Genomic DNA, 25,278 nt, shown 5'->3' with positions numbered 1-25,278 from the left:
GCCTTTAGAGCTTCAGCAGGTTGGCGTCGTCCACCGACACCGACCTGCGCGCCCGGAAGATTGCCATGATGATCGCCAGGCCGACCACGACCTCTGCGGCGGCCACCACCATCACGAACAGTGCGATGACCTGGCCGTCGAGCTTGCCCTGCATGCGGGCGAAGGTGACGAACGCCAGGTTGGCGGCGTTGAGCATCAGCTCCACGCCCATGAAGACGATGATCGCGTTGCGGCGCAACAGCACGACGGCGGCGCCGATCGAGAAGAGGATCACCGACAGATAGATGTATGACGTGAGCGTCACCGCTGGTCACCCACTTCCTTCTTGGACATGTCCCCCGACTCGCTCTCGATCTCGGCGGCCACCTCGGCATACGTGGTCGGCTTCTCGACCTGACCGCGGGCCTTGAGCACCCGCGACACCGACAGCTCGCTGGTGCTGCCGTCGGGCAGGAGCGCCGGGGTGTCGACCGCGTTGTGCCGGGCGAAGACACCCGGTGCCGGCAGACCGGCGACGTTGACACCCTCGCGGATCCGCGAACGCGACCACTCGGCCTGCGATGCCTTCGGCAGCAGCCGCTCGCGGTGGGCGAGCAGCATCGCACCGAGCGCGGCCGTGATCAGCAGCGCCGAGGTGACCTCGAACGCCCACACGTACGGGCCGAAGATCAGGTTGGCGATGCCGGACACGTTGCCCGGGTTGGAGTTGGGACCGGCCAGGCCGACGGCCGCGCCGAAGCCGACCTTCGCAACGCTGACCAGCAGGCTGACCATGACCGCGAGGGACAGCAGCAGGCCGGCGACCCGCTGGCCCTTGATCGTCTCCACGAGCGAGTCGGACGAGTCGACGCCGACCAGCATGATCACGAAGAGGAAGAGCATCATCACCGCGCCGGAGTAGACGAAGATCTGGATGATGCCCAGGAACTCCGCCTGCTCGGCGATGTAGAACACGCCCAGCAGGACCATCGTCAGCGCCATACCCATGGCCGCGTGGACCGCCTTGCGGGCGAACAGCAGGGTGAGGGCGCCGATCACCGCGAGCGGTGCGGCGAAGAAGAAGAGTGTGGCCTCGGCTCCACCGAGCTTCATGCCGTCCGTCCTTCCGCTGCACCGGCCTGCGCGGCCTGGTCCGACGCCTCGGTGTCGTCACCGCGGTGCTCGTCGACCCATTCCCGCTGCGCGTCGGTCGCGCCGGTGACCTTGCCCTGGTAGTAGTCGCGCTCCTCCATGCCGGCGACCATCGGGTGCGGCGCGGGCAGCATGCCGGACTGCAGCGGGGCGAGCAGCTGGTCCTTGGTGAAGATCAGGCCGGCGCGGTTGTCGTCGGCCAGTTCGTACTCGTTGGTCATCGTGAGCGCGCGCGTCGGGCACGCCTCGATGCAGAGGCCGCAGAAGATGCACCGCAGGTAGTTGATCTGGTAGACGCGGCCGTAGCGCTCCCCGGGGGAGAACCGCTGGCCGGTGGCGTCATCGTTGCCGGCGCCCTCGACCAGGATCGCGTCGGCCGGGCAGGCCCAGGCGCACAGCTCGCAGCCGACGCACTTCTCCAGGCCGTCCGGGTGCCGGTTGAGCTGATGGCGGCCGTGGAAGCGCAACTGGGTGGGTCGCTTCTGCTCGGGATACTCCTCGGTCTCCACCTTGCGGAACATGGTGCCGAAGGTGACGCCGAAGCCCGCGACGGGCGCGAACAGGTCGGCGAGGAAGCCCTTCTGTTCGGACTCGGGCGCTTCGTGCTTGCCCGGGCGTGATTTGTCAGCCACGACTGTCCTCCTTGTCGGATGTCGCGTCGGGGTGCGGGGCGGCCGGGGTCAGCGCCGGCGCAGGCTCGCGCAGCGTCTGTCCCGGCAGCGGCGGCACCGGGTGGCCGCCGGCGAACGGGTCGACCTCGGTGGGCGGCGACCGGTCGATCTTCTCCTTGGCCGCGGCCTTGTAGTCGTAGATCCAGGCGGCGGCCAGCACCAGCAGGACGATGACCACGATCACGAACAGCGTCGACCGGTGCATCCGGCCGCCGAAGATCATCGTGTCCCCGAGGAAGCCGTTGTTGGCAGCGCGCAGGAACGCGACGGCGACCACCCAGAGCAGGGTGCTCGGGATGAGCACCTTCCAGCCGAGGCGCATGAACTGGTCGTAGCGCACACGCGGCAGCGAGCCGCGCAGCCAGACGAAGAAGAACATGAACGCCCACAGCTTGATGACGAACCAGAGCAGGCCCCACCAGCCGCCGTTGAACATGCCGCCGCCGATGGCCGCGATGCCGGGAGGCGCCTGCCAGCCGCCGAGGAACAGCGTGGTGGCCAGCGCGGAGACGGTGAACATGTTGACGTACTCGCCGAGGAAGAACATCGCGAACTTCAGCGAGGAGTATTCGGTGTGGAAACCACCGGTGAGCTCGCCCTCACCCTCGGCGAGGTCGAACGGCAGACGGTTGGTCTCGCCGACCATCGTGATGATGTAGACACCGAACGAGAAGAACGCCGGGATGCAGTACCAGAGGCTCTTCTGGGCCAGCACGATCTGGCTGGTCGACATCGACCCGGCATACAGAAACACCGCGACGAGGGCCAGGCCCATCGCGATCTCGTAGGAGATCACCTGCGCGCTGGAGCGCAGGCCACCGAGCAGCGGGTAGGTCGAGCCGGACGCCCATCCGGCCAGCACGATGCCGTAGACGCCGACACCGGCGACCGCGAGCACGAGCAGCGTGGCGACCGGGGTGTCAGTCAGCTGCAGCGGCGTGTAGTGGCCGAACATCCAGACGTTGCCGGACAGCGGGATGATCGCGAACGACACGAACGCCATCGCGCCGGCGATGATCGGCGCCAGGATGAACATCAGCCGGTCGGCGCGACGCGGGATCAGGTCTTCCTTGAGCGCCAGCTTCACACCGTCGGCCAGCGTCTGCAGCAGACCGAAGGGACCGGTCCGGTTGGGGCCGGGCCGCTGCTGCATCCGGCCGATCACGCGCCGCTCGAACCAGATCACGATGAGCGTGTTGAGCAGCAGGAAGACGAAGAGGAACAACGCCTTGATCAGCGACAGCCACCACGGGGTGTCGCTGAAGTCGGCGGCCGGGTTGTCGGTGGCGGCGGCGAGCGCCGGCCCGGCGGCTGCGACGACGTTCACTGCACACCCTCCTGAATGTCGTTGTCCTGCTGTATGGCGGCAGCCTGCTGCGGGTTCGTGACCTCACCCGGAGCCTTGGCGATGGCGACAACCGTGCCGGCGTCGGCTCCGAGGGTGGCACGCACCGCGCTGCCCGTCGAATTGGTCGGCACCCACACCACGTGGTCCGGCATCTCGGTGACGACCACCGGCAGGGTGAGCGTGCCGGCTTTGGTCGACACCTGCAGCAGGTCGTCGTCGGCGACGCCCGCGGCCTGCGCGGTCGCGGCCGAGACCCGGGCCACCGACGGGTGGGCGGTGCCGGCGAGGAACGGCTCGCCGTCCTGCAGCACACCCTTGTCGAGCAGGTGGCTCCAGGTCGCGAGGACGGCCTCGCCGATCAGCGGGCGCGGCACGCCGGTCGGCTTCACCCGCGGCCGGGCCGGACGCGCACCGGTCCAGGGACCGAGTTCGCCCATCTGGCCGCGGATCTCGTCGACGGTGCGGGTGCCGAGGAACTCCCCCATCTCGCCGGCGAGCAGGTCGAGCGCCCGGAAGTCGGAGATGTCGGTGCTCTCGATCGCCCGCTCGAAGGGCCGCACGCGTCCCTCGAAGTTGACGTAGGACCCGGACTTCTCCTGCTGCGCCGCGACCGGCAGCACCACATCGGCGTATGCCGGGACGGTGCCCTTGCGCTGCTCGAGCGAGACCACGAAGGTCTGCTCCAGCGCCTTGATCGCCGCGGGCTGGTCGAGCAGGTCGTGGATGTCCACGCCGCCGACCAGCAGACCGTCGAGCTCCCCGGCCGCGGCGGCGGCCAGGATCGCGTCGGTGCCGCGACCCGGCTGCGCAGGCAGGTCGGCCTCGCCCCAGACGGTGCCGACCTGGGCCCGGGCGGTGGCGTCGGTGACCGGGCGGCCACCGGGCAGCAGGTTGCCGATCGCGCCGGTCTCGAGCGCGCCGCGCTCACCGGCGCGCCGCGGCACCCACACCACGCGGGCACCCTTGGCCTGGGCCAGGGCGAGCACCGACGACAGCGCGCCGGGGACGGTCGCCATCCGCTCGCCGACCACGATGATGCTGTCCGAGCCGAGCGCCTGCCCGGCCTCGGCCAGATCGCCGCTGCCGAGAGCGATCGCGTCGAGCACCTCGGCCTCGGTGCCGGGGGCCGCCGCGAGCAGAGTGCCGCCGACCTTGGCCAGCCCGCGGGTCACGAACGGTGCGACCGCAAGCACCTTGGTCTTGTTCTTGCGGAAGCCCTTGCGCAGCCGCAGGAAGATGATCGGCGACTCCTCCTCGGGCTCGATGCCGACGAGCAGCACCGACGGTGCCTTCTCCAGGTCACCGAAGGTCACCGCGTCCGTCTCGCCGTTGCCGTCGCCGGGGCCGGTCGCGACCACGTGGTGCGCCAGGAAGTCGGCCTCCTCGGCCGACTGCGGCCGGGCCCGGAAGTCGATGTCGTTGGTGCCGAGCACCAGACGGGTGAATTTGCTGTAGGCGTAGGCGTCTTCGACGCTGATCCGGCCACCGGTGAGCACCCCGACACCGCCGCGCGCCTTGGCGGCGGCGAGGCCGGCGGCGGCCGCGGCGAGTGCCTCGGGCCAGCCGGCGACCTGCAGGGTGCCGTCCGCACCGCGCACCAGCGGCGTCTCGAGCCGGTCGACGGTGGCGTACTTGAACGCCCAGCGACCCTTGTCGCAGTTCCACTCCTCGTTGACCTCGGGGGTGTCCAGCGCCATCCGGCGCAGCACCTGACCGCGGCGGTGGTCGGTGCGCAGCGAGCAGCCGCTGGCGCAGTGCTCGCACACCGACGGCGTCGACACCAGGTCGAACGGCCGGGACCGGAAGCGGTATGCCGCGCCGGTCAGCGCACCCACCGGGCAGATCTGCACGGTGTTGCCGGAGAAGTAGGACTTGAAGGGTTGCTCCTCGTAGATGCCGACCTGCTGCAGCGCACCGCGCTCGATCAGCGCGATGAACGGGTCGCCGGCGATCTGCTCGGAGAAGCGGGTGCAGCGGGCGCACAGGACGCAGCGTTCGCGGTCCAGCAGCACCTGGCTGGAGATGTTGATCGGCTTGGGGTAGGTCCGCTTGACGTCGTCGAAGCGGGTCATCGGGCGGCCGTTGCTCATCGCCTGGTTCTGCAGCGGGCACTCACCGCCCTTGTCGCACACCGGGCAGTCCAGCGGGTGGTTGATCAGCAGCAGCTCCATGACGCCCTGCTGCGCCTTGTCGGCGACCTTCGAGGTGGCCTGGGTCTGCACCTGCATGCCCTCGGTGGCCTCGATGGTGCACGACGCCTGCGGCTTGGGCATCGGTCGCATCGAACCGTCCGGGCCGGGCGTGGCGATGTCGACCAGGCACTGGCGGCAGGCGCCGATCGGGTCGAGCAGCGGGTGGTCACAGAACCGCGGGATCTGCACGCCGACTTCTTCGGCAGCGCGGATCACCAGGGTGCCCTTGGGCACGCTCACCTGCACGCCGTCGACGGTCAGGCTGACCTGCTCGGGCGGGGGCGGCGGGGTGTCGCCGCCGGCTGAAGCCTGAGTGACTGTCGTCATACGGACGCGGTCTCCTTAGCGGTCGAAGCATCGAAGAGCACCGAACGCTCCGGCGGGAACGCCTCCCACCACGGGGTGTGCATGCCGGTCTCGAACTCTTCGCGGAAGTACTGCACGGCGGAGGTCACCGGGCTGGTCGCGCCGTCACCGAGCGCGCAGAAGCTGCGGCCCAGGATGTTGTCGCAGATGTCGACCAGCTTGTCGATGTCTTCCTGGGTGCCCTTGCCGTGCTCCAGGCGCACCATGATCTGCTTCAGCCAGAAAGTGCCCTCACGGCACGGGGTGCACTTGCCGCACGACTCGTGGGCGTAAAACTCGATCCAGCGGCTGACCGCCCGGACGACCGAGACGGTCTCGTCGAAGATCTGCAGCGCGCGCGTGCCGAGCATCGACCCGGCCGCCGCGACCGACTCGAAGTCGAGCGGCACGTCGAGGTGCTGGTCGGTGAAGATCGGCGTCGACGAGCCGCCGGGGGTCCAGAACTTCAACCGGTGACCGCCCCGGATGCCGCCCGCCATGTCGAGCAGCTCGCGCAGCGTGATGCCGAGCGGCGCTTCGTACTGGCCGGGGCGGGTGACGTGCCCGGACAGGCTGAAGATGCCGAAGCCCTTGGACTTCTCGGTGCCCATGTCGCCGAACCACTCCTGCCCGTGCAGCACGATCGGCGGCACAGAGGCGATCGACTCGACGTTGTTGACCACGGTGGGTCGGGCGTAGAGGCCCGCGACCGCCGGGAACGGCGGCTTCAGGCGCGGCTGACCGCGGCGGCCCTCAAGGCTGTCGAGCAGCGCGGTCTCCTCGCCGCAGATGTACGCGCCGGCGCCGGCGTGCACGGTGACCTCGAGGTCGAAGCCGCTGCCGTGGATGTTCTTGCCGAGATGGCCCGCGGCATACGCCTCCTCGACCGCGCGCAGCAGCCGGCGGTAGACGTGCACGGTCTCGCCGCGCAGGTAGATGAACGCGTGGTGGCAGCCGATGGCGTATGACGTGATCGCGACGCCCTCGATGAGGAAGTGCGGCGCCGCCATCATCAGCGGGATGTCCTTGCAGGTGCCCGGCTCGGACTCGTCGGCGTTGACCACCAGGTAGCGGGGGCCGCCGTCCGGCGGGGGCAGGAACGACCACTTCATGCCGGTCGGGAAGCCGGCGCCGCCACGGCCGCGCAGTCCGGAGTCCTTGGTCATCGCGACCAGGTCCTCGGGCTTCATCGCGAGCGCCTTGTCAAGCGCCTGGTAGCCCTCGTTGTCGACGTAGGTATCGATCGTCCAGGACTGCGGCGCGTCCCAGAACTTGGTGAGGATCGGGGTGAGAGTCGTTGCCATGTCGGGTTACTCGGCTTCCTTCGCGGGCGGCACGGAGCCGTCGCTGTCAGCGCTGGAAAACTCTTCTCCCGGCTGCGGATTCGCGCCCGCGCCGGATGCTTGCGCCTGGTCCTGCTCGCTGACCTCGCCGGCCGAACCGGGGGCGTGCCAGCCCTTCTCCTTGGCCAGCTTCAGCCCTTCCAGGCTCGGGCCGCCCGCACCGACGCCCTCGTCGGCAAGCCCGTCGGGGAAACCGGCAAGCGTGCGGGACACCTGCTTGAAGGTGCAGACCCGGTTCGGGCCACGGGTCGGCTTGACCTCCTTGCCGGCGCGCAGGTCGTCGACCAGCCGGATCGCCGACTCCGGCGTCTGGTTGTCGACGAACTCCCAGTTGGCCATGACCACCGGGGCGTAGTCGCAGGCGGCGTTGCACTCGACGCGCTCGAGGGTGACCTTGCCGTCCTCGGTGGTCTCGTCGTGCCCGATGCCCAGGTGCTCCGAGACCGCGTCGAAGATCAGGTCGCCGCCCATGATCGCGCAGAGCGTGTTGGTGCAGACACCGACGGTGTATTCGCCGTTGGGGTGACGCTTGTACTGGGTGTAGAAGGTCGCCACCCCGGCCACGTCGGCGTCGGTGAGGTCGAGCTTCTCGGCGCAGAAGGTGACGCCGCGGCCGGTGACGTAGCCGTCGATGCTCTGCACCAGGTGCAGCATCGGCAGCAGCGCCGAGCGCTTCACCGGGTAGCGGGCGATGATCGCGTCGGAGTCGGCGTTGAGCTGCGCGAGCTGCTGCTCGGTGTAGGGCTCGCTGCTCGGCTGCAGCGGGGTCAGCTCGTGGAACGCCGGGTCGAGGTCGCGCTCGACGTGGTCCTCCGGGCCGGTCGGCTCCATCGCGCCGCGCACGTCGGCGTCGGTGAGCGCGTCGGTGCGGTGATAATTGGTGTCCGTCATCTGTCGACGCCTCCCATCACGGGGTCGATGCTGGCCACGGCGACGATCACGTCGGCGACCGAGCCGCCCTCGGCGGTCGCGGCCACGGCCTGCAGGTTGTTGAAGGACGGGTCGCGGAAGTGCACCCGGTAGGGGCGGGTGCCGCCGTCGGAGACGACGTGGCAGCCCATCTCGCCCTTGGGGCTTTCCACCGCGGCGTAGGCCTGGCCCGGCGGGACCCGGAAGCCCTCGGTGACCAGCTTGAAGTGGTGGATGAGCGACTCCATCGACTCGCCCATGATCTCGCGGATGTGGTCGAGGCTGTTGCCCTGACCATCGGAGCCGACGGCCAGCTGCGCCGGCCAGGCGATCTTCTTGTCCGCGACCATCACCGGGCCCGGGCCCGCGTCCAGCCGGTCGACCGCCTGCTCGACGATCTTCAGCGACTCGTGCATCTCGTCGATGCGCACCCGCAGTCGGCCGTAGGCGTCGCAGGTGTCGCGGGTCGGGATGTCGAAGTCGTAGGTCTCGTAGCCGCAGTAGGGCTCGGCCTTGCGCAGGTCGTGCGGGAGCCCGGCCGCGCGCAGCATCGGTCCGGTGATGCCCAGCGCCATACAGCCGGAAAGGTCGAGGTAGCCGACGTCGACGGTGCGGCCCTTGAGGATGGGGTTCTCGTTGAGCAGCGCTTCGAGCTCGTGAATCCCCTTGCGCACCAACGGAATTGTCTCGCGGATCTTGTCGATGGTGCCGGCCGGGATGTCGGTCGCCACGCCGCCGGGGCGGATGTAGGCGTTGTTCATCCGCAGGCCGGTGATCATCTCGAAAATCGACAGGATGCGCTCGCGCTCGCGGAAGCCGATGGTCATGACCGTGGTCGCGCCCATCTCCATGCCGCCGGTCGCGAGGGCCACCAGGTGGGAGGTGATCCGGTTGAACTCCATCATCAGCACCCGGATGGTCTGCGCCCGCTCCGGGATCTGGTCGGTAATGCCGAGCGCCTTCTCGACCGCGAGGCAGTAGGACGCCTCGTTGAAGATCGGCATGACGTAGTCCATGCGGGTGCAGAAGGTCACGCCCTGGGTCCAGGTGCGGAACTCCATGTTCTTCTCGATGCCGGTGTGCAGGTAGCCGATGCCCGCGCGGGCCTCGGTGACCGTCTCACCGTCGAGTTCGAGGATCAGCCGGAGCACGCCGTGGGTCGACGGGTGCTGCGGGCCCATGTTGACCACGATCCGCTCCTCGTGGAGCGCGGTCGCCTCGTCGACGAGTTCGTCCCAGTCGCCGCCGACGGCGTTGAGCACCGGGGTGTCCTCGTCGACGTCGTGGGTGGTTGCGCCATACGGGTCGGACTGGGCCTGGGTGGTGTCGGTCACTTGTAAGACCTCCGGTCGTCCGCGGGGGGCACGGTGGCGCCCTTGTACTCCACCGGGATGCCGCCGAGCGGGTAGTCCTTGCGCTGCGGGTGGCCGGGCCAGTCGTCCGGCATGAGGATGCGGGTCAACGACGGGTGGCCGTCGAACTCGATCCCGAACATGTCCCACGTCTCCCGCTCGTGCCAGTCGGCACCGGGGTATGTCGGGACGATCGTCGGAATGTGCGCGTCGTTTTCGGGCACGGCGACCTCGACGCGAATTCGCCTGCTGCCGTTGGTGATCGAGTGGAAGTGGTAGACCGCGTGAAGCTCGCGGCCGGTCTCCTCCGGGTAGTGCACGCCGGAGACGCCCATGCAGGTCTCGAAGCGCAGCGACGGCTCGTCGCGCAACGCCTGGGCGACCGCCGGCAGGTGCTCGCGGGCGACGAAGAAGGTCAGCTCACCGCGATCGACCGTGACGTACTGCACGGCCTTGGCGTAGTCGCCTCCGCGGGTCTGCAGCGCGCTCTCGAGCGAGTCGGCGACCTGGTCGAAGTAGCCGCCGTAGGGACGAGCGGCCGCACCCGGGAAGTAGACGGTGCGGTCGAGCCCGCCATACCCGCTGGTGTCGTTGCCGAGCGAGGAGCCGAACATGCCGCGGCGCTCGGCGACGCGCACCGGTGCGCCCGGCTCGGCCTGGCGGGCGAGTTCGCCGGCGCCGACGGCGTCGGTGGTGGTCGCCTCCGCTGTGGGCTGGTCGGGCTGGTTGCTGTCGTCGCTCATCAGGCCAACAACCCCTTCATCTGGTGCGTCGGAGTTGCGGCCATCGCGGCCTCTTCGGCCGCGCGGGCCGCCTCGACCCGGTTGACGCCGAGCTTGCCGCCCTGGATCTGCTTGTGCAGCTCGAGGATCGCGTTGAGCAGCATCTCCGGGCGGGGCGGACAGCCGGGCAGGTAGATGTCGACCGGTATGACGTGGTCGACGCCCTGCACGATCGCGTAGTTGTTGAACATGCCGCCGGAGCTGGCGCAGACACCCATCGAGATGACCCACTTGGGCTCGGGCATCTGGTCGTAGACCTGACGGACGACGGGGGCCATCTTCTGGCTGACCCGGCCGGCGACGATCATCAGGTCGGCCTGGCGCGGGGTGGCGCTGAAGCGCTCCATGCCGAAGCGCGCGATGTCGTAGTCGGGGGTGCCGACGGCCATCATCTCGATGGCGCAGCAGGCCAGACCGAAGGTCGCGGGCCAGACCGAGCTCTTGCGCATGTAGCCGGCGACCTGCTCGACGGTGGTCAGCAGGAAGCCTGCGGGGAGTTTCTCCTCGATACCCATTTACCGGTTACCTCAATCCCACTCGAGGCCGCCGCGGCGCCATACGAATGCGTAGGCGACGAAGACGGTCAGCACGAAGATCACCATCTCGATCAGCGCGAACAGGCCGAGACGGTCGAAGGACACCGCGAACGGGTAGAGGAACACCGACTCGATGTCGAAGATGATGAACAGCATCGCCGTCAGGTAGTACTTGATCGGCACGCGGCCGCCGCCCTCGGGCTGCGGGCTGGGCTGGATGCCGCACTCGTAGGCGTCGACCTTGGCCCGGTTGTAGCGCTTGGGTCCCGCGAGGGATCCGGCGCCCACCACCGAGAAGATGGCGAACGCCGCGCCGATGCCTGCGAAGAACAGCAGCGGTGCGTAGGAATAGTCCATCGCCTATGACTCCTTCCGAGCGTCTTTGCTCACGGTGTTGCTCATGCCGCCGGCACGATCCGGCTCAGCACGGACATCACCCGGTCGTCGAGTTTGCCGCCGTGCTCGTCGCCGAGGTTGGCCATCACCTTCAGCAGCATCCGCATCATCGTCTTACGCGGCAACCCGTAGCGCACCGCGAACTTCATGACTTCAGGGTGACCGATCAGCTGCGCGAACAACCGGCCGACGGTGAAGTAGCCGCCCAGGGCGTCCTTCATCACCGTCGGGTAGGACTGCAGCACCCGCTCGCGACCGGCGTCGTCGGTGCGGCCGAACGCCTGCGCGATGACCTCGGCGGCCAGGCGGCCGGACTCCATCGCGTAGGCGATGCCTTCGCCGTTGAACGGGTTGACCATGCCGCCGGCGTCACCGACGAGCAGCAGGCCGTCGGCGTAGTGCGGCTGGCGGTTGAAGCCCATCGGCAGCGCCGCACCGCGGATCGGGCCGGTGATGGTCTCGTCGTTGAAGGTCCACTCCTCCGGCATGGTCGCGACCCACTGACGCATGACGTCCTTGTAGTCGGTCTTGCCGAAAGCACTGGAAGTGTTGAGGATTCCCAGGCCCAGGTTGCTGGTGCCGTCACCGACGCCGAAGATCCAGCCGTAGCCGGGCAGCAGCACCTTCTTGCCCTGCTTGTCCTTGCTCCACAACTCCAGCCACGACTCGAGGTAGTCGTCGTCGGTGCGCGGGCTTGTGTAGTAGGCACGGACCGCGACACCCATCGGGCGGTCGTCGCGCTTGTCCCGGCCCATCGCCAGCGACAGGCGCGAGGAGTTGCCGTCGGCGGCGACCACCAGCGGCGCACGGAAGGTCAGCTTGCGGCCGGTCGGGCGGTCGTTCTGCCCCATCTCCTTGGCCTCGACACCGACGATCGCGCCGGTCTTGTCGTCGCGGATCGCACCGCCCACGTTGACGCCCTCGCGCAGCCGCGCGCCGTGCTTGACCGCGTGCTTGGCGAGGATGTCGTCGAAGTCCTGCCGGGTGCGCACCAGGCCGTATGGCGGGAAGCTCGCCACGTCGGGCCAGTCCAGCTGCAGCCGCATGCCGCCGCCGATGATGCGCAGGCCCTTGTTCTTGATCCAGCCGTCGTCCTCCGGCGTCGGGATGCCGAGGGTGATCAGCTCGCGCACCGCGCGCGGGGTGAGGCCGTCGCCGCACACCTTCTCGCGGGGGAAGTGCGTCTTCTCCAGCAACAGCACGTCGAGGCCGGCCATCGCGAGGTAGGCGGCGGTTGCGGATCCACCGGGGCCGGCGCCGACGACGATGACGTCGGCGCTCTCGTCCGGGGCAGGGGTAACGCCGGGGAGGCTCACGGGGTGAATCTTTCTACCTTGTGAAGACGTTCACTAACCCATGCACTGTATTCCCAGCCGCCGATCCGGACCTACTTAGGCGAGCCTAACTGCGCGTCTGGGCGGGGTGTGCCGCGCGCACAAGGCGCAACCGTTTCGACTTATGCGCGCCCCCTGGACCGCCAACGCGCACAAGGCGCAACCGTTTCGAGTTATGCACGCCCCCTGGACCGCCAACGCGCACAAGGCGCAACCGTTTCGAGTTATGCACGCCCCCAGCGTCGCCAGCGCGCACAAGGCGCAACCGTTTCGAGTTATGCACGCCCCCAGCCACCGTCAGCGCGCACAACCCGCAACCGTTTCGAGTTATGCACGCCCCCAGGACCGCCAGCGCGCACAAGGCGCAACCGTTTCGACTCACGCACGCCCCCAGCCCCGCCCAGCGCTCAGCCGAAATGGCGCCGCCAGCCGTCGCTGATGCGCAAACGTACGCCGGACGCGAGCTGGACGGCATCGACGATGCGCTTCAGGACGGCGAGCGGCTCGGCATACATCGCGGTGGAGGTGATGATGATGAAGCGCCAGCCGATGGCCTCGACCTCCTCGCGCCGGAGGATGTCGGCTTCCCACTGCCGCTCGCGCTCGATGTGGTGGCGGCCGTCGAACTCGAACGCGAGCATCAGCTTCGGATAACTCATGTCGAGCTTGCGGCGCCGACCGCCGATGCGGACGACGTGATTGACCACCGGCTCCGGAAGGCCGGCACTCACCATCAGCAACCGGAGACGAGACTCGTTGGCCGAATCGACCGTGCAGCGCACCAGTGCCGCGACCTCGCGAGCCTTGCCCGCACCCGCAGTGTGCTTGTCGGCCAAGAACTCGGCGAGCTCGGCCGGCACCATCCGCGCGCGGCGCACGAGGGAGTCGCCAAGGACCAGCAGGTCCACGAGCTCAAGGTGAGCGGCAAGATCAAGGAACGTCTGTCGGGGGCTGGTCAGCGCAATTCCGTTGACAGTCAACACTTCCGGAGGATGGGTGAAAAAGTGCAACCGCACCCCGCGGTGCGGCGACTGCCTGCGCTTTCGAGTGCCGAGGTGAATGTCGGACGTCATTGGCGCTACTGCACCCCACAGGGTGGCGGCGGTGTGGTGTGACGCGAAACGCGCGGCGGGCAACGCACCGAGCAAGTAGCGCACCTGCTGCACGAGCGACGGAGCCGAACCGACCTTCCAATAGCTGCCGCGGATGAGTTGACGGTAGCCGGCTCCGGCCAACTGGCGACGACTGATGCCGGCCCGCAGCGCTTGCGCGGTCGTGAAGATCACACCGAGCTTGCGCACCGCCGGCGATGGGATTGCGGACATTCCGCAACCGTCGCAGGGTTGTGCCGAACGCCGCTTTCGTTATCCACAGGCGCAGAGCGCGTGCACCGCAACCGCAGCCTTCGCGCCGCGCACAACCTGAAACCGTTTCGAGTTATGCACGCCCCAACGCCGCACGACGCGCGTATGCCGCAACCGTTTCGAGTTATGCACGCCCCAACGCCGCGGGACGCGCACAACCCGCAACCGTTTCGAGTTATGCACGCCCAACGCAGCAGCAGTCAGCCGAGCGTGCGCGGCTTGGTCGCCCGGTGCAGCGCGACGATCCCGCCGGTGAGGTTGCGCCACTCGACCTTGCCCCAGCCGGCGTCCTGCAGCCGCGTCGCCATACCGGCCTGATCCGGCCAGGCCTGGATCGACTCGGCGAGGTAGACGTAGGACTCGGCATTGGACCCGACTCGGCGGGCGATCTTGGGCAGGGCGGACATCAGATACTCGCTGTAGACCTTGCGGAACGCGGCGTTGGTCGGCGTCGAGAACTCGCAGATGACCAGCGTGCCGCCCGGCTTGGTGACCCGGCGGAACTCCCGCAGCGCCTCGTCGGTGGCCTGCACGTTGCGCAGCCCGAAGGACATCGTCACGGTGTCGAAAACGCCGTCGTCGAAAGGCAATTGAGTCGCGTCGGCCGCAGTGAACGCCAGGTCGGGGCGACGCCGCTTGCCCTTGCGGAGCATCCCGAGCGAGAAGTCGGCCGGCACCACGTGCGCACCCATCGCGTCGAACGGCTCGCTGCTGGTGCCGGTGCCGGCGGCGATGTCGAGGATCAGGTCACCCGGTTTCGGCGCGATGGCCTCGACCACCTGCTTGCGCCAACGCCGGTCCTGACCCATCGACAGCACGTCGTTGGTGACGTCGTATCGCTCGGCGACGTCGTCGAACATCCGGGCGACATCGGCGGGCTGCTTGTCGAGGCTGGCACGGTTCATGCGCTTCATCTTGTCGTATGACGATGCGCGCGTGCACGGGACGGCGCTCACCGTGTTCGCGATGACACCGGCGTAAGGTGACCGCTCGTGACCATGCCCCTGCCTACCTCGCACCCGGCCCTGGTGGTGCGCTCGACCCGCATCGCCGACCCGGGTGACCTGGTGTCGGTCATTCCCGCGGACGCAGACTCCCCCGTCAGCTGGCTGCGCGACGGTGACGGCTTCGTCGGTTGGGGTGTCGCGGCGGGCATCCACACCGGGGGCACCGCCCGCTTCGCCGAGGCCGAGCAGTGGTGGAGCGACGTCGTCGGGTCGGCCGTCGTCCGATCCGAGGTCGACCTGCCCGGCTCCGGTCTGGTCGCCGTGGGTTCGTTCGCCTTCTCGGCGGCCTCCGACGCAGGGGGCGTGCTGCACGTGCCGGCGACGGTGGTCGGCCGACGCAACGGCGTCGCCTGGGTGACCAGCATCAGCGCGGCACCCGAGCTGAGCGGTGCTCCCGTCATACGGTCAGCCGAAAAGCCTTTGCCGCCAGTGATTTCCGGCTCTCGCGACGGGGCGCTCACCGGCGATGAGTGGGCGCGTGCCGTTGGAGCAGCGGTGCGACGCATCCAGTCCGGCGCGCTCGACAAGGTGGTGATGGCGCGCGACGTCGTCGTCACCGCGGACGGCCCGATCGACCCGCGCCACCTGCTCGCGCGACTCACGTCGGCATACGCCAACACCTGGACCTACAGCGTCGACGGCCTGATCGGCGCGACCCCGGAGATGTTGCTGCGCCGCGAGAAGGGCCTGGTCACCTCACGCATCCTGGCCGGCACCATCCGTCGCACCGGGGACGACGAACGTGACCTGACGCTGGCCGCTTCGCTCGCCCGGTCGAGCAAAGACCTCGAGGAGCACGAGTACGCGGTGCGGTCCGTAGCCGACGCGCTCTCCCCACATTGCTCGTCGATGAACGTGCCGGAGTCGCCGTTCGTGTTGCACCTGCCCAACGTGATGCACCTGGCCACCGACGTGGCCGGCGTGTTGCGAGAAGACGTTTCGTCGCTCACCCTCGCGGCCTCGCTGCACCCGTCGGCTGCCGTGTGCGGCACGCCGACCCTCGCCGCGCGAGACCTGATCGCCGAGCTCGAGCAGATGGACCGAGGCCGCTATGCCGGACCGGTCGGCTGGCTGGATGCGTCCGGCGACGGCGAGTGGGGCATCGCGCTGCGCTGCGGACACCTCGAAAAGCCTTCACAGATCAGACTTTTCGCTGGCTGCGGCATCGTCGCCGGCTCTCAGCCCGACGCCGAACTCACCGAGTCGGAAGCAAAGCTCGTGCCCATGCGACAGGCACTCGCCGACGACTGAGACCTGGCGGCCACCGCCGCTCAGACGCTCGGCTGCGGTCCGTCGTAACCCTCGATGACGATGATGTCGGCGTCCGCTGCCTTCACTCGGTATTCTCGCGCCGCCTGGTATGCCGCAGAGTTGTAGCAGTCGAGCGCCGCCTGGTAGGACGGGAATTCGATCACGATGTTGCGCGCGCGTGAGTCGCCCTCCACCGCCTCGAACGGCCCGCCACGCACCAGCAGCTTGCCGCCATACGCGGCATATGCCGGGGTCGCCCCGGCGACGTACTGCGCGTAGGCATCCTCGTCGTTCACCTGCACGCGCGCGATCCAGTAACCCCGTGCCGCCATCAGTACCAGTCCTTTTCGTCCGGTGTGGTCTCGATACGGGCTCGCCCCTGGGGGCTCGCCCTACTCGACCGTCATGTTGAGCTCGCCCTACTCGACCATCATGTTGGGCTCGCCCTACTCGACCATCATTACAACAGCACGCTGAGCGCGCCGGGCAGTACTTCGACGGTGGCGGGCAGCTGCTGGATCGGCTCGCCGTCGCCGTACGCCTCGACGTCGTCGGCCTCGATCCGGACGACCTTGCCGCGCGCGACGGTGACCTCGGGGTTCTTCAGGTGGGTGCCGCGGTAGAGCTGCGGCATCGCGGTGACGAACTTCAACCGGTTGCCGGCGCCGACCATGATCACGTCGAGCAGTCCGTCGTGCACGTCGGCGTCGGGGGCGATGTGCATGCCCTTGCCGTAGTAGCCCGAATTGGCAGCAATCGCAGTGAAACCCCGGTATGCGAACACCTCGTCGTCGACCGTCACCCGGTAGTGCCGTGGCGGGAACTTGAAGAGTCCACGCAGCGACGAGACCTGATACTGCAGCGTCGCGGGCAGTCTCCGCGGGGCGGTGTTGACCAGGTGCGAGACCAACGAGTCGATGCCGGCGTAGACGCTGCCGACCACGACCCGATCACCGAGCCGGATCGCATCCACGCGCGTTGGGGAGCCCGCGATCGCCAATCGCGTTGCGTCGTGGGTGTTTACCGGTATGCCGAGCTGCCGGGCGAAGTCGTTGCCCCGTCCGCTGGGAACGATCCCGAAGGTGACGTCGTGCTCGATCAGCGACGCGGCGAGCGAGCCGAGGAAACCGTCACCACCCACGGTCACGCAGACCTCGCCGGCCGCCTTGGTGTCCCGCACCAGGCTGTCGGCGGCCTCGATGCCAGGCGAGAAGGTGATGCGGACAGTCGCGCCCGCATCACCGAGGTCGGCCGCGACCTGGCGCGCGAGGTGAACCGCCTTGCCGCCGCCGGACAGCGGATTGGCAAGCACATGAAAGGCATTCATGGGATCAGGACTCCTGGGTTGAGGATGCCCTCAGGATCCAGCGTTTCCTTCACCGCGCGCAGCACCGCCACGCCGGTCTCACCGATCTCGTCGGTCAGCCAGGGCTTGTGATCCCGGCCGACCGCATGGTGGTGGGTGATGGTGCCGCCGTGCCGCGAGATCGCATCGCCGGCGGCCCGCTTGACCGGTGCCCACTGCGCGACCGGGTCGTCGGTCTCGCGCACCGCGACGGTGAAGTAGAGGGACGCGCCGGAGGGGTAAACATGCGAAATGTGGCACAGCACAATGGGATCGGCGCCCTGCTCCTTCGCGGCCGCGTCGATGGCGGACTTCACCGCGTCATACAGCCGCGGCAGGTTGGTCCAGGTGGTCGCGGTCTCCAGGGTCTCGACCATGACGCCCTCGTCCAGCAGAGCGTCCCGCAGGTACGGCGCGTCGAAGCGTCCGTCCGCCCATGCGTCGCCACCTTCCTGCCCGACGAGCGTGCCGCCGAGCCCGGAAAGCACCTCGCCGACCTCGCCGCGCATCCGGGCAACCCGCTGCTCGGTGCCTTCGAAGCCGCACACCATCTGACAGCCGCCATCGGCGTTCAGCCCGATCGCACTGGGGTCACTGAGGTTGATCGCGGTCTCGGTCTCGTCGGACAGCCGGAGCACCGTCGGGTTGATCCGGTCCTGCACCAGCGTGCGCATTGCAGTGGCACCGCTCGCGAACGACTCGAAGCGCCAAGTCTCGTACGCCTTCGCCTGCGGCCTCGGCCGCACGACGACGGTGACGTCGGTGATCACTCCGAAGGCACCCTCGGACCCCAGCACCAGCTGACGCAGGTCCGGACCGGCCGCACTCGCCGGTGCCCGACCGAGGCGCCAGGTGCCGGCCGGGGTGGCAACCGTGAGGGCAACCACCATCGCGTCGAATCGGCCGTATCCCGAGGACGATTGGCCGCTCGACCGGGTCGCCGCGAAGCCGCCGACGCTGGCATATTCGAAGGACTGCGGGAAGTGGCCGAGGGTGTAACCCTTCGCGCCCAGCGTCTCCTCGACCTGTGGGCCGAGCATGCCGGCCTGGAGGGTTGCGGTCAAAGAGGTCTCGTCCAGCTCGACCAGCTGGTCCAGCCTCCGCAGGTCGAGTGCCACCACTGCGTCGTATGCCGAACCATCCGGGGCAAGCCCGCCCACGACGGAGGTTCCGCCGCCGAACGGCACGACGGCGATGCGCTCCCGGGCGCTGATCCGCAGCACCTCGACGACCTCGTCGTGGCTCGCCGGTCGCAGCACCGCGTCGGGAGCCGCGGAGAAGTCGCCGGACCGTGCGGCGAGCAGGTCCGGGGTGGACTTGCCGCGGGTGTGTTCGATGCGGGCGGTGTCGTCGATCGCGACCTGCGCGGGCGTGACCGCTGCGGCATACGCCTGCCGCTGCTCGGGTGTAAGGCGCGACTCGGGCAGCCGCACGTCGGCGAGTTCGACGGCCGGATCCGGCGTGACGTCACCGAAGGCGAAGGCGATGAGCTCGCCGGCGTTGTCGGGCAGCGTGGCGGTGCGATTCGGGTCTCCCCAGCGGGACCAGTGCATGTGCGTTCCTCAGTCGATCGACGAAACCTTCGGCTTCCAAGGTGTTACAGTGTGACATATGACGGTGATCCGTAACAGCCCTATCGAGGAGGACGACCTCCTCGATGCGGCGCGTGCGTGCCTGCTGGCCGTCGGTTGGCGCCGGACGACGATGACCGACGTGGCTCGCCGCGCCGGTGTCTCCCGGATGAGCGTCTATCGGCGGTGGCCGGACATGTCCGCGCTCACCGCCGACCTGATGGTGCGCGAATGGTCCACGATCGGTTATCAACTGGCCGCCCGGGACGGGATGCGGCTGGATGCCTCCGGCATCGCCCGCACGGTCGCCAACGCAGCACGCGAGGTGCACGAGGGTGAGCTGTTCCGCAAGATCGTCGAGGTCGACCCTGAGCTTCTCCTGCCCTACCTGCTGGTCCGCCGTGGCCGCACCCAGACCACGCTCCTGGAGTCGTTGGCGGCCGGCATCGCAGCCGCGCAAGAAGCTGGGTCGGTCCGCTCCGGCAAAACCGAACTCTTCGCCCGCACAGTGCTTTTGATGGCCTACGGGTTCGTCTTCTCGGTGCCGACGATGTCGGACGACGACATCGAGGCGGCCGACCTGTTCGCTCAGCTCGCGATCGCCGTCGAAAACTACCTGCGATGAGCACCGCCCTCAACGCGCGCCGTCGCCAGCGCGAACTCGCCGAGGTCACCGGCGGGCGCACCGTCGATCTGCTGGTGATCGGGTTGGGTGTCACCGGCGCCGGCGTCGCGCTGGATGCCGCAAGCCGCGGGCTCGACGTGGTGGCGGTCGACGCCCACGACCTGGCATTCGGCACGTCACGCTGGAGCTCGAAACTCGCGCACGGCGGTCTGCGCTATCTCGCCTCCGGTCAGGTGGGCATCGCGCACGAGAGCGCGGTCGAGCGCGGCATCCTGATGACCCGCACCGCGCCACATCTGATCCGGGCCATGCCATGGGTGGTGCCGCATTTCGCCGGCGGCTCACGGCGCGACCAGGCGATCACCTTCGCCGGCTTCGTCGCCGGTGACGCCCTGCGCGCGGCCGCCCGCACACCCCGGGCGACGCTGCCCCGACCGCGACGGCTCGGCCGCGCCGAGACACTCGCCCTCGCACCCGGCGTGCAAAGCCGCGCACTGCGCGGCGCGGCCCTCGGCTGGGACGGACAACTGGTCGACGACGCCCGGCTCGTCGTCGCGATCGCCCGCACCGCCGCCGGGTATGGCGCGCGCGTGCTCACCCGCGTGCGAGCGGTCGCCGCGACAGGTGACGGCGCGCAGGTGCGGGACGAGCTGACCGGCACGTTCCACGACATCAAGGCCCGCGCGGTCGTCAACGCGACCGGTGTCTGGGCCGACTCACTCGCGCCCGACATCCGGCTGCGCCCGTCCCGCGGCACCCACCTGGTGGTGCGCTCGTCGGCCCTCGGGTCGATGAATTGCATTGTCAACGCACCGGTTCCGGGCCACTTCGGCAGGTTCGTCTTCACCTTGCCGCAGCTGGACGGCACCACCTACATCGGCCTCACCGACGAACCGACCGAGCCGCCGGTGCCCGATGTGCCGCAGTCGTCCGACCAGGAGATCGACTTCCTGCTCGACACGATCAACCCGACCTTGCAGCGTCCGCTCACCCGCGACGACGTCGTCGGGACCTACGCCGGGCTGCGCCCCTTGCTGTCGGCGGAGGGCTCGACCGCGGACCTGTCGCGTAAGCACGCGGTGCTCACCGCACCGAACGGCATGATCACGGTCGTCGGCGGCAAGCTCACCACCTACCGCCGTATGGCGCAGGACGCGGTCGACGCCGCGGTCCGCGAGCGCGGCGTGTCCGCCGGGCCGTGCGTGACCGCGCAAACGCCCCTCGTGGGCGCCGACCCGGCCGGCCCGGCTGGCCCCGCCGGCAACGACATCCCCGGCCGCCTGGTCCGGCGTTACGGCTCCGAGGCGGCCGCCGTGCTGTCGGAGGACCCGGCCCGCAACCTGCCGATCAGCGACACCGTGCCGACCACGCCGGCTGAGTTCGACTTCGCACTCAGCCATGAGGGCGCGCTCGACGCGGACGACCTGCTCGACCGGCGCACCCGCGTCGGACTCGTGCCGTCAGATCGAGCGGTCACCGAACCCGTTGCGGCAGAAGCTGTTTCGGCCGCCGCGCGCTGAGCCGGGCGCGGCTCCCGTCATACAGTGAGGAACTGGGCCCAGCCGCCGGTCGGCTTGCTGCCGTAGGGCAGCGTGCGCAGCTTGGCCAGCACTGCCGGGTCCTGGGCCTCGACCCAGTCGATCAGCTGCCGGAACGACACGATCCGAGCGTCCGGGTAGGTGACGATCTTGCGCATCACCTGCTCGACGGCTCGCATGTAGATGCCGCCGTTCCAGCCCTCGAAGTGGTTGCCGATGATCAGCGGCGCCCGGTTGAAGTCGTAGGCGCGCAGGAAGCCCGCCATATAGGTGTCGACCGCCTCCCGCTGCCACTTCGGGCGCATCGACGGCTTGCCCCGGGTGCCGACGGACTGGTTGTACATGATGTTGTAGTCCATCGAGATCACCTGGCCGGAGTGCCCGGCGAACGGGATCGACTGCATCGACACGTCCCACAGGTTGCGCACCTTGCCGGGCCACATCTGAGTCCCGGTGGAGCTGGTGTCGTAGCGCCAGCCCAACTGCGAGGCCGCGATCCGCAGATTGTCCGAGCCCTCCAGGCACGGGGTCCGGCCGCCGATCAACTCCTTGTCGTAGTCGAACGGCAGCGGCGGCAGGTCGGTGAAGCCGGTGTTGGTGCGCCAGTTCTTCACGAACGACTTGGCCTGCTCGATCTCGCTGCGCCAGTCGGCCGGCGACCACTGGCTGACACCGGTGCTGCCGCAGAAGTGGCCGTTGAAGTGGGTGCCGATCTCGTGACCCTCCAGCCACGCCTTGCCGATGTTGTCGATCGTGGCGTGGATGTCCCCGTCGTCGAGGTAGCCGATGTCGGACGCACCGACCTGGTGCCGCGGCGGCTTGTAGAGGTCCTTCTTGTCCCCGGGCAGCAGGAACAGCCCGGAGAGGAAGAGCGTCATCGACGCCTTGGTCTCCTTGGCGACCTCCCGGAAGTGCGACAGCAGGTTGAGGCCGTCGACCTCGCCCGCGCCGTCCCACGAGATCACCACGAACTGTGGCGGAGTCTCGCCCGGCTGCAACTTCTCCGGCTTCGGCTGGTGCGGCTGCGGACCGGTGTCCGACGTGGACCCGTCCCCGATCAGCCGAGCGCTCGCCGTCGGCGCCGGCGATTTCTTCACGACCGGTTTCGCGCTCTCCTTGGGCGATGCCTTCTTGTCGTTCCCACTGCCACACGCCGCCAGCGCCGCCGAGGCGCCGACGGCCGCCCCTGCCGAGATCGCCGTGCGCCTGTCAATCTGTGCCATGTCTCCCCGAAACTTCGAACTGCACGGCCTCCCCGCTGTGCGACCGCTGTCATCCACCATGACAAACGCACCGCCGCACACCAACTCTCACGCCAGGCGTTTCCCGGATCGTTCGCCCGCCGTTACCTTCGCGCAGGTATGACGAGACGACCGGTTTGACGGCGACCGTAGAATGACGGCAGCACAGGGTCTCGCGCGGCTGGAGGAGGGAAGTCGCGCAGCAACGTTGCGCTACCCCTCGAAAGGCGTCCGGCCCGTGTCACCCGCTGCGTCATACCGCCACCTGTTCGGCCTCACCGGCCCGATCTACATCGTGGTGGCGTTCCTCGCCCGCCTGCCGCTCGCGATGAGCCAGATGGGTGTGCTGCTGCTCGTGGCCCACACCACCGGCAGCTTCGGCGCCGGGGGCGCCTGCGCCGGAGCGCTGGCGGTCGCGAACGCGATCGGCGCACCCGTGCTCGGGGCGGCGTCCGATCGGTTCGGGCAACGCCCCGTCGTACTCCTCCAATCGTGGGCCAGCGCGCTCGGCCTGGCCCTGGTCGTGGTCGCCGCCGAGAGCGGCGTCGCCTGGGTGTGGGCGGCGATGGCGTCGGCGTTCGCCGGGCTCCTCATGCCGCAGGCCGGGCCGTTGGCCCGGGTGCGGTGGCGGCCGATCATCGGCGCACGCAGCCGCGGCATCCAGTCCGGCCGGCTGATCGACACCGCCTTCTCCTACGAGGGGTCGGCGGACGAGGCGTCGTTCGTGCTCGGTCCGGCGATCGTCGGGTCCATCGCGGCCCTGCTCGAACCCGGCGTCGGGATCGGCACTGCCGCCGTGCTGCTGGTCGTCTTCGGCACCTGGTTCGCGGTGCACCCGACCGCGCGGCTGCGCACCGCGAACGCCGGGCCCAGCGGGTCCGGCCGACTGCTCACCCCCGCACTGGCCGTGCTCGGACTCGCGCAGTTCGTGATCGGCAACATCTTCGGCTCGGTGCAGACCGGCACCACCGTCATCGCCACCGCGGCCGGGCACGAGGGGCTGGCCGGTCTGGTGCAGGCGCTGCTCGGCGTCGGCAGCGTCGTCGCCGGCATCAGTATGGCGGCGCTCCCCGCCCGCATCGGCTACGTCACCCGATGGCGGGTCACCGCGATCGGCCTCTTCGTGCTGGCCACGCCGCTGCTGCTGATTCATTCGCTGGCGACCCTCGCCCCAGCACTGGTGCTGCTCGGGTGCTGCGTTGCGCCATACATGATCACCACGTTCACCCTCGGGGAGCAGTTGACGCCGCCGTCCCGCACCGGCGCCGCAATGACCCTTCTGGCGGCGGCCACCGGCCTTGGTTACGCCTCCGGCGCCGCCGTCGCAGGACGGCTTGCGGACCTTGGCGGGGAGACTCCGGCATTCGCGGTGACCGTCACGGCCGGGGCCCTCGCCGCGGTGCTGGCGGCGGTCGCCGGCCGGCTGCTGCGCGACGCGCACGCGGCGACCGTCACCCCGGCCGCGTCCCTGCCCGCCGGGGAACACGCATAAGGTTTGCCGCATGGCGACCTCGAAATCCGCTCCCGCCCTCAACCTCGCATCCGCTGCCCTCGCCGGCGCCGTGACGCTGGTGCGACCGGCCCGCTTCCCCCGCTGGGCCCGTCGCAGTCTCGGCTGGGCGAACACCGCCGGCACCGCCGGGTCGGTCTTTCTGACCGTCCGCAACCGCGACGACCTGCCACCGGAGCACCCGCTGCACCGCGCCGTGGCGGGCAGCGACGTGCTCGCGGCCGCGACCGGCGGACTGATGCTGATCACCTCCGGCATCGGGCTGAAGGCCGACGACAAGGTCGAGCAGTTCCTCCTCAAGCGGGGCGTGAAGCACCCGCGCATCTGGATGGCCGTCGGCGTCGTGGGCGTCGTCTTCGTCGCCAAGACGCTGCAGGACGCCGGCAGCAAGAAGGCCGAGGCGATGCGCGAGCAGTTCAAGGCCGCCGATCAGGACGAGAAGCGCGCCATCACCGACACCGACGCGAAGATCAACCGGGGCATCGCCGACGACACCGCGCGGTGAACGCGATCGATTTCGCCGATGTGCAGGCGGCGGCCGCGCGCATCGCGGGGGTCGCCCACCGCACGCCGGTCATCACCTCCGGTCGCCTGGACGCCGAGCTCGGCGTCCAGTTGCACTTCAAGTGCGAAAACCTGCAGCGCATGGGCGCATTCAAGTTCCGCGGCGCCTACAACCGTCTTACTCAGCTCTCCCCCGACGAACGTCGTGCCGGTGTCGTCGCCTTCTCCTCCGGCAACCACGCCCAGGCGGTCGCACTGGCTGCGCGGCTGCTCGACATACCCGCCACGATCGTGATGCCGACGGACGCCCCGCAGATCAAACTGGCGGCGACGAAGGGGTATGGCGCCACGGTCGTCCCCTATGACCGGCGCACGCAGGACCGGGCGGCGATCGCCGCCGACCTGGCCGAGCGCGAGGGCCGCACCGTGGTGGCGCCGTTCGACGACCCGGCGATCATGGCCGGGCAGGGCACCGCGGCACTCGAGCTGATGCAGGAAGTGGCCGACCTCGATGCGGTGGTCGCCCCGCTCGGCGGTGGCGGTCTGCTCTCCGGCACGGCAGTCGCGGCACACGGAATGCGCCCGGAGACAAAGGTTTTCGGCGCCGAGCCGGCCGCGGGCAACGACGGCAAGCGGTCCTTCGACAGCGGTGAGATCGTCACGATCGACGTGCCGGAGACGCTCGCCGACGGCGCTCAGACAACGGCCCTTGGCGAGCTGACCTTTCCGATCATCCGGGAGCGGGTCGAGGACATCGTGCTCGTCGACGACGACGCCCTCGCGGCCGGCATGCGCAGCCTGGCGCACACCTGCAAACTGGTGGTCGAGCCGACCGGTGCGCTGCCCTACGCGGCCGCCCGCACCCTCGCGCCGACGATGCCGGGCGCGCGGGTCGGCGTCATACTCTCCGGCGGCAATGTCGACCTGGCCCGGTTCGCCGCCCTGATCTCCGGCTGAAGCCGGCGCGGCCCGCGTCGGGTCGG

The 25,278-nt window shown here is 69.2% G+C and carries 24 protein-coding genes; 6 read left to right on the top strand and 18 right to left on the bottom strand.

The window, feature by feature from the left end:
* Positions 1-4 precede the first annotated feature (4 nt).
* The 14 genes from nuoK to N2M23_RS11485 all read right to left on the bottom strand — a co-directional run bounded on the left by nuoK (position 5) and on the right by N2M23_RS11485 (position 14,608).
* A complete protein-coding gene (gene nuoK / locus N2M23_RS11550) occupies positions 5-304 on the bottom strand; it encodes an NADH-quinone oxidoreductase subunit NuoK (RefSeq protein ID WP_265445657.1) in 300 nt (99 codons plus the stop codon).
* Positions 301-1,092, bottom strand: a complete 792-nt coding sequence (locus N2M23_RS11545; RefSeq protein WP_265445655.1) for an NADH-quinone oxidoreductase subunit J — start codon at positions 1,090-1,092, stop codon at positions 301-303. The genes nuoK and N2M23_RS11545 overlap by 4 nt, the downstream gene beginning before the upstream one ends.
* Positions 1,089-1,763 (bottom strand): NADH-quinone oxidoreductase subunit NuoI, encoded by a 675-nt coding sequence (gene nuoI, locus N2M23_RS11540; protein ID WP_265445654.1) that lies wholly within the window; start codon positions 1,761-1,763, stop codon positions 1,089-1,091. The genes N2M23_RS11545 and nuoI overlap by 4 nt, the downstream gene beginning before the upstream one ends.
* Entirely contained in the window at positions 1,756-3,129 is a 1,374-nt protein-coding gene (nuoH, locus tag N2M23_RS11535) for an NADH-quinone oxidoreductase subunit NuoH (protein ID WP_265445653.1), read from the bottom strand. Before nuoH ends, nuoI begins: the two co-directional genes overlap by 8 nt.
* Positions 3,126-5,669 carry an NADH-quinone oxidoreductase subunit G gene (locus N2M23_RS11530; RefSeq protein ID WP_265445651.1) on the bottom strand — a complete coding sequence of 848 codons (2,544 nt, stop codon included), beginning with the start codon at positions 5,667-5,669 and terminating at the stop codon, positions 3,126-3,128. Before N2M23_RS11530 ends, nuoH begins: the two co-directional genes overlap by 4 nt.
* On the bottom strand, positions 5,666-6,991 hold the full coding sequence (gene nuoF, locus N2M23_RS11525; protein ID WP_265445650.1) for an NADH-quinone oxidoreductase subunit NuoF: 1,326 nt from the start codon (positions 6,989-6,991) through the stop codon (positions 5,666-5,668). The genes N2M23_RS11530 and nuoF overlap by 4 nt, the downstream gene beginning before the upstream one ends.
* Positions 6,992-6,997: 6 nt before the next feature.
* On the bottom strand, positions 6,998-7,921 hold the full coding sequence (gene nuoE / locus N2M23_RS11520) for an NADH-quinone oxidoreductase subunit NuoE (protein WP_265445649.1): 924 nt from the start codon (positions 7,919-7,921) through the stop codon (positions 6,998-7,000).
* Positions 7,918-9,273 (bottom strand): NADH-quinone oxidoreductase subunit D, encoded by a 1,356-nt coding sequence (locus N2M23_RS11515; protein WP_425270224.1) that lies wholly within the window; start codon positions 9,271-9,273, stop codon positions 7,918-7,920. Before N2M23_RS11515 ends, nuoE begins: the two co-directional genes overlap by 4 nt.
* A complete protein-coding gene (locus tag N2M23_RS11510; RefSeq protein ID WP_265445648.1) occupies positions 9,270-10,034 on the bottom strand; it encodes an NADH-quinone oxidoreductase subunit C in 765 nt (254 codons plus the stop codon). The genes N2M23_RS11515 and N2M23_RS11510 overlap by 4 nt, the downstream gene beginning before the upstream one ends.
* Positions 10,034-10,588 carry a NuoB/complex I 20 kDa subunit family protein gene (locus N2M23_RS11505; RefSeq protein ID WP_265445647.1) on the bottom strand — a complete coding sequence of 185 codons (555 nt, stop codon included), beginning with the start codon at positions 10,586-10,588 and terminating at the stop codon, positions 10,034-10,036. The genes N2M23_RS11510 and N2M23_RS11505 overlap by 1 nt, the downstream gene beginning before the upstream one ends.
* 12 nt (positions 10,589-10,600) lie before the next feature.
* Complete coding sequence (locus N2M23_RS11500) at positions 10,601-10,966, bottom strand: NADH-quinone oxidoreductase subunit A (protein WP_265445646.1); 366 nt, start codon at positions 10,964-10,966, stop codon at positions 10,601-10,603.
* A gap of 41 nt (positions 10,967-11,007) precedes the next feature.
* Entirely contained in the window at positions 11,008-12,321 is a 1,314-nt protein-coding gene (locus tag N2M23_RS11495; protein ID WP_265445644.1) for a geranylgeranyl reductase family protein, read from the bottom strand.
* A 425-nt stretch (positions 12,322-12,746) separates the two neighbouring features.
* On the bottom strand, positions 12,747-13,664 hold the full coding sequence (locus tag N2M23_RS11490; protein ID WP_265445642.1) for a hypothetical protein: 918 nt from the start codon (positions 13,662-13,664) through the stop codon (positions 12,747-12,749).
* Positions 13,665-13,903: 239 nt separating this feature from the next.
* Positions 13,904-14,608 carry a demethylmenaquinone methyltransferase gene (locus N2M23_RS11485; protein ID WP_265445640.1) on the bottom strand — a complete coding sequence of 235 codons (705 nt, stop codon included), beginning with the start codon at positions 14,606-14,608 and terminating at the stop codon, positions 13,904-13,906.
* Positions 14,609-14,701: 93 nt separating this feature from the next.
* Here N2M23_RS11485 and N2M23_RS11480 point away from each other — a divergent pair, with 93 nt between their 5' ends.
* Positions 14,702-15,961 (top strand): isochorismate synthase, encoded by a 1,260-nt coding sequence (locus N2M23_RS11480; protein WP_265446166.1) that lies wholly within the window; start codon positions 14,702-14,704, stop codon positions 15,959-15,961.
* 20 nt (positions 15,962-15,981) lie between these two features.
* Here the strand turns inward: N2M23_RS11480 and N2M23_RS11475 are convergent, their stop codons facing one another.
* The 3 genes from N2M23_RS11475 to N2M23_RS11465 form a co-directional block, all read right to left on the bottom strand.
* Entirely contained in the window at positions 15,982-16,293 is a 312-nt protein-coding gene (locus N2M23_RS11475; protein ID WP_265445638.1) for a DUF1330 domain-containing protein, read from the bottom strand.
* 128 nt (positions 16,294-16,421) lie between these two features.
* Entirely contained in the window at positions 16,422-17,288 is an 867-nt protein-coding gene (locus N2M23_RS11470) for a diacylglycerol/lipid kinase family protein (protein ID WP_265445636.1), read from the bottom strand.
* Positions 17,285-18,859, bottom strand: a complete 1,575-nt coding sequence (locus N2M23_RS11465) for an FAD-binding oxidoreductase (protein ID WP_265445634.1) — start codon at positions 18,857-18,859, stop codon at positions 17,285-17,287. The genes N2M23_RS11470 and N2M23_RS11465 overlap by 4 nt, the downstream gene beginning before the upstream one ends.
* Positions 18,860-18,917: 58 nt before the next feature.
* On the opposite strand from N2M23_RS11465, the gene N2M23_RS11460 reads away from it, so the two are divergent.
* Entirely contained in the window at positions 18,918-19,502 is a 585-nt protein-coding gene (locus tag N2M23_RS11460; protein ID WP_265445632.1) for a helix-turn-helix domain-containing protein, read from the top strand.
* Positions 19,499-21,022: a glycerol-3-phosphate dehydrogenase/oxidase gene (locus tag N2M23_RS11455; RefSeq protein ID WP_265445631.1), complete on the top strand. Its 1,524-nt coding sequence runs from the start codon at positions 19,499-19,501 to the stop codon at positions 21,020-21,022. The genes N2M23_RS11460 and N2M23_RS11455 overlap by 4 nt, the downstream gene beginning before the upstream one ends.
* Positions 21,023-21,039: 17 nt before the next feature.
* Here the strand turns inward: N2M23_RS11455 and N2M23_RS11450 are convergent, their stop codons facing one another.
* Positions 21,040-22,263 (bottom strand): polysaccharide deacetylase family protein, encoded by a 1,224-nt coding sequence (locus tag N2M23_RS11450; RefSeq protein WP_265445629.1) that lies wholly within the window; start codon positions 22,261-22,263, stop codon positions 21,040-21,042.
* A gap of 172 nt (positions 22,264-22,435) precedes the next feature.
* Here N2M23_RS11450 and N2M23_RS11445 point away from each other — a divergent pair, with 172 nt between their 5' ends.
* The 3 genes from N2M23_RS11445 to N2M23_RS11435 are packed head-to-tail and all read left to right on the top strand — an operon-like array spanning position 22,436 to position 25,252.
* Complete coding sequence (locus N2M23_RS11445) at positions 22,436-23,773, top strand: MFS transporter (protein ID WP_265445628.1); 1,338 nt, start codon at positions 22,436-22,438, stop codon at positions 23,771-23,773.
* Positions 23,774-23,783: 10 nt separating this feature from the next.
* A complete protein-coding gene (locus tag N2M23_RS11440; RefSeq protein ID WP_265445627.1) occupies positions 23,784-24,296 on the top strand; it encodes a hypothetical protein in 513 nt (170 codons plus the stop codon).
* On the top strand, positions 24,293-25,252 hold the full coding sequence (locus N2M23_RS11435) for a threo-3-hydroxy-L-aspartate ammonia-lyase (protein WP_265445626.1): 960 nt from the start codon (positions 24,293-24,295) through the stop codon (positions 25,250-25,252). Before N2M23_RS11440 ends, N2M23_RS11435 begins: the two co-directional genes overlap by 4 nt.
* The last annotated feature ends 26 nt before the right edge of the window (positions 25,253-25,278 follow it).

The organism is Flexivirga meconopsidis, from assembly GCF_026162425.1.
GTDB lineage: Bacteria > Actinomycetota > Actinomycetes > Actinomycetales > Dermatophilaceae > Flexivirga > Flexivirga meconopsidis.
The sequence above is the reverse complement of the archived record's forward strand: the minus strand, read 5'-3'. Positions and strand labels throughout refer to the sequence as shown.

Bases quoted from the DNA above. Each gene is read 5' to 3' on its own strand.
- N2M23_RS11545 (WP_265445655.1), bottom strand. From the start codon at position 1,092: ATGAAGCTCGGTGGAGCCGAGGCCACACTCTTCTTCTTCGCCGCACCG.
- N2M23_RS11530 (WP_265445651.1), bottom strand. From the start codon at position 5,669: ATGACGACAGTCACTCAGGCTTCAGCCGGCGGCGACACCCCGCCGCCC.
- nuoF (WP_265445650.1), bottom strand. From the start codon at position 6,991: ATGGCAACGACTCTCACCCCGATCCTCACCAAGTTCTGGGACGCGCCG.
- nuoE (WP_265445649.1), bottom strand. From the start codon at position 7,921: ATGACGGACACCAATTATCACCGCACCGACGCGCTCACCGACGCCGAC.
- N2M23_RS11510 (WP_265445648.1), bottom strand. From the start codon at position 10,034: ATGAGCGACGACAGCAACCAGCCCGACCAGCCCACAGCGGAGGCGACC.
- N2M23_RS11505 (WP_265445647.1), bottom strand. From the start codon at position 10,588: ATGGGTATCGAGGAGAAACTCCCCGCAGGCTTCCTGCTGACCACCGTC.
- N2M23_RS11500 (WP_265445646.1), bottom strand. From the start codon at position 10,966: ATGGACTATTCCTACGCACCGCTGCTGTTCTTCGCAGGCATCGGCGCG.
- N2M23_RS11490 (WP_265445642.1), bottom strand. From the start codon at position 13,664: ATGTCCGCAATCCCATCGCCGGCGGTGCGCAAGCTCGGTGTGATCTTC.
- N2M23_RS11485 (WP_265445640.1), bottom strand. From the start codon at position 14,608: ATGAACCGTGCCAGCCTCGACAAGCAGCCCGCCGATGTCGCCCGGATG.
- N2M23_RS11480 (WP_265446166.1), top strand. From the start codon at position 14,702: ATGCCCCTGCCTACCTCGCACCCGGCCCTGGTGGTGCGCTCGACCCGC.
- N2M23_RS11475 (WP_265445638.1), bottom strand. From the start codon at position 16,293: ATGGCGGCACGGGGTTACTGGATCGCGCGCGTGCAGGTGAACGACGAG.
- N2M23_RS11470 (WP_265445636.1), bottom strand. From the start codon at position 17,288: ATGAATGCCTTTCATGTGCTTGCCAATCCGCTGTCCGGCGGCGGCAAG.
- N2M23_RS11465 (WP_265445634.1), bottom strand. From the start codon at position 18,859: ATGCACTGGTCCCGCTGGGGAGACCCGAATCGCACCGCCACGCTGCCC.
- N2M23_RS11460 (WP_265445632.1), top strand. From the start codon at position 18,918: ATGACGGTGATCCGTAACAGCCCTATCGAGGAGGACGACCTCCTCGAT.
- N2M23_RS11455 (WP_265445631.1), top strand. From the start codon at position 19,499: ATGAGCACCGCCCTCAACGCGCGCCGTCGCCAGCGCGAACTCGCCGAG.
- N2M23_RS11450 (WP_265445629.1), bottom strand. From the start codon at position 22,263: ATGGCACAGATTGACAGGCGCACGGCGATCTCGGCAGGGGCGGCCGTC.
- N2M23_RS11445 (WP_265445628.1), top strand. From the start codon at position 22,436: ATGACGGCAGCACAGGGTCTCGCGCGGCTGGAGGAGGGAAGTCGCGCA.
- N2M23_RS11440 (WP_265445627.1), top strand. From the start codon at position 23,784: ATGGCGACCTCGAAATCCGCTCCCGCCCTCAACCTCGCATCCGCTGCC.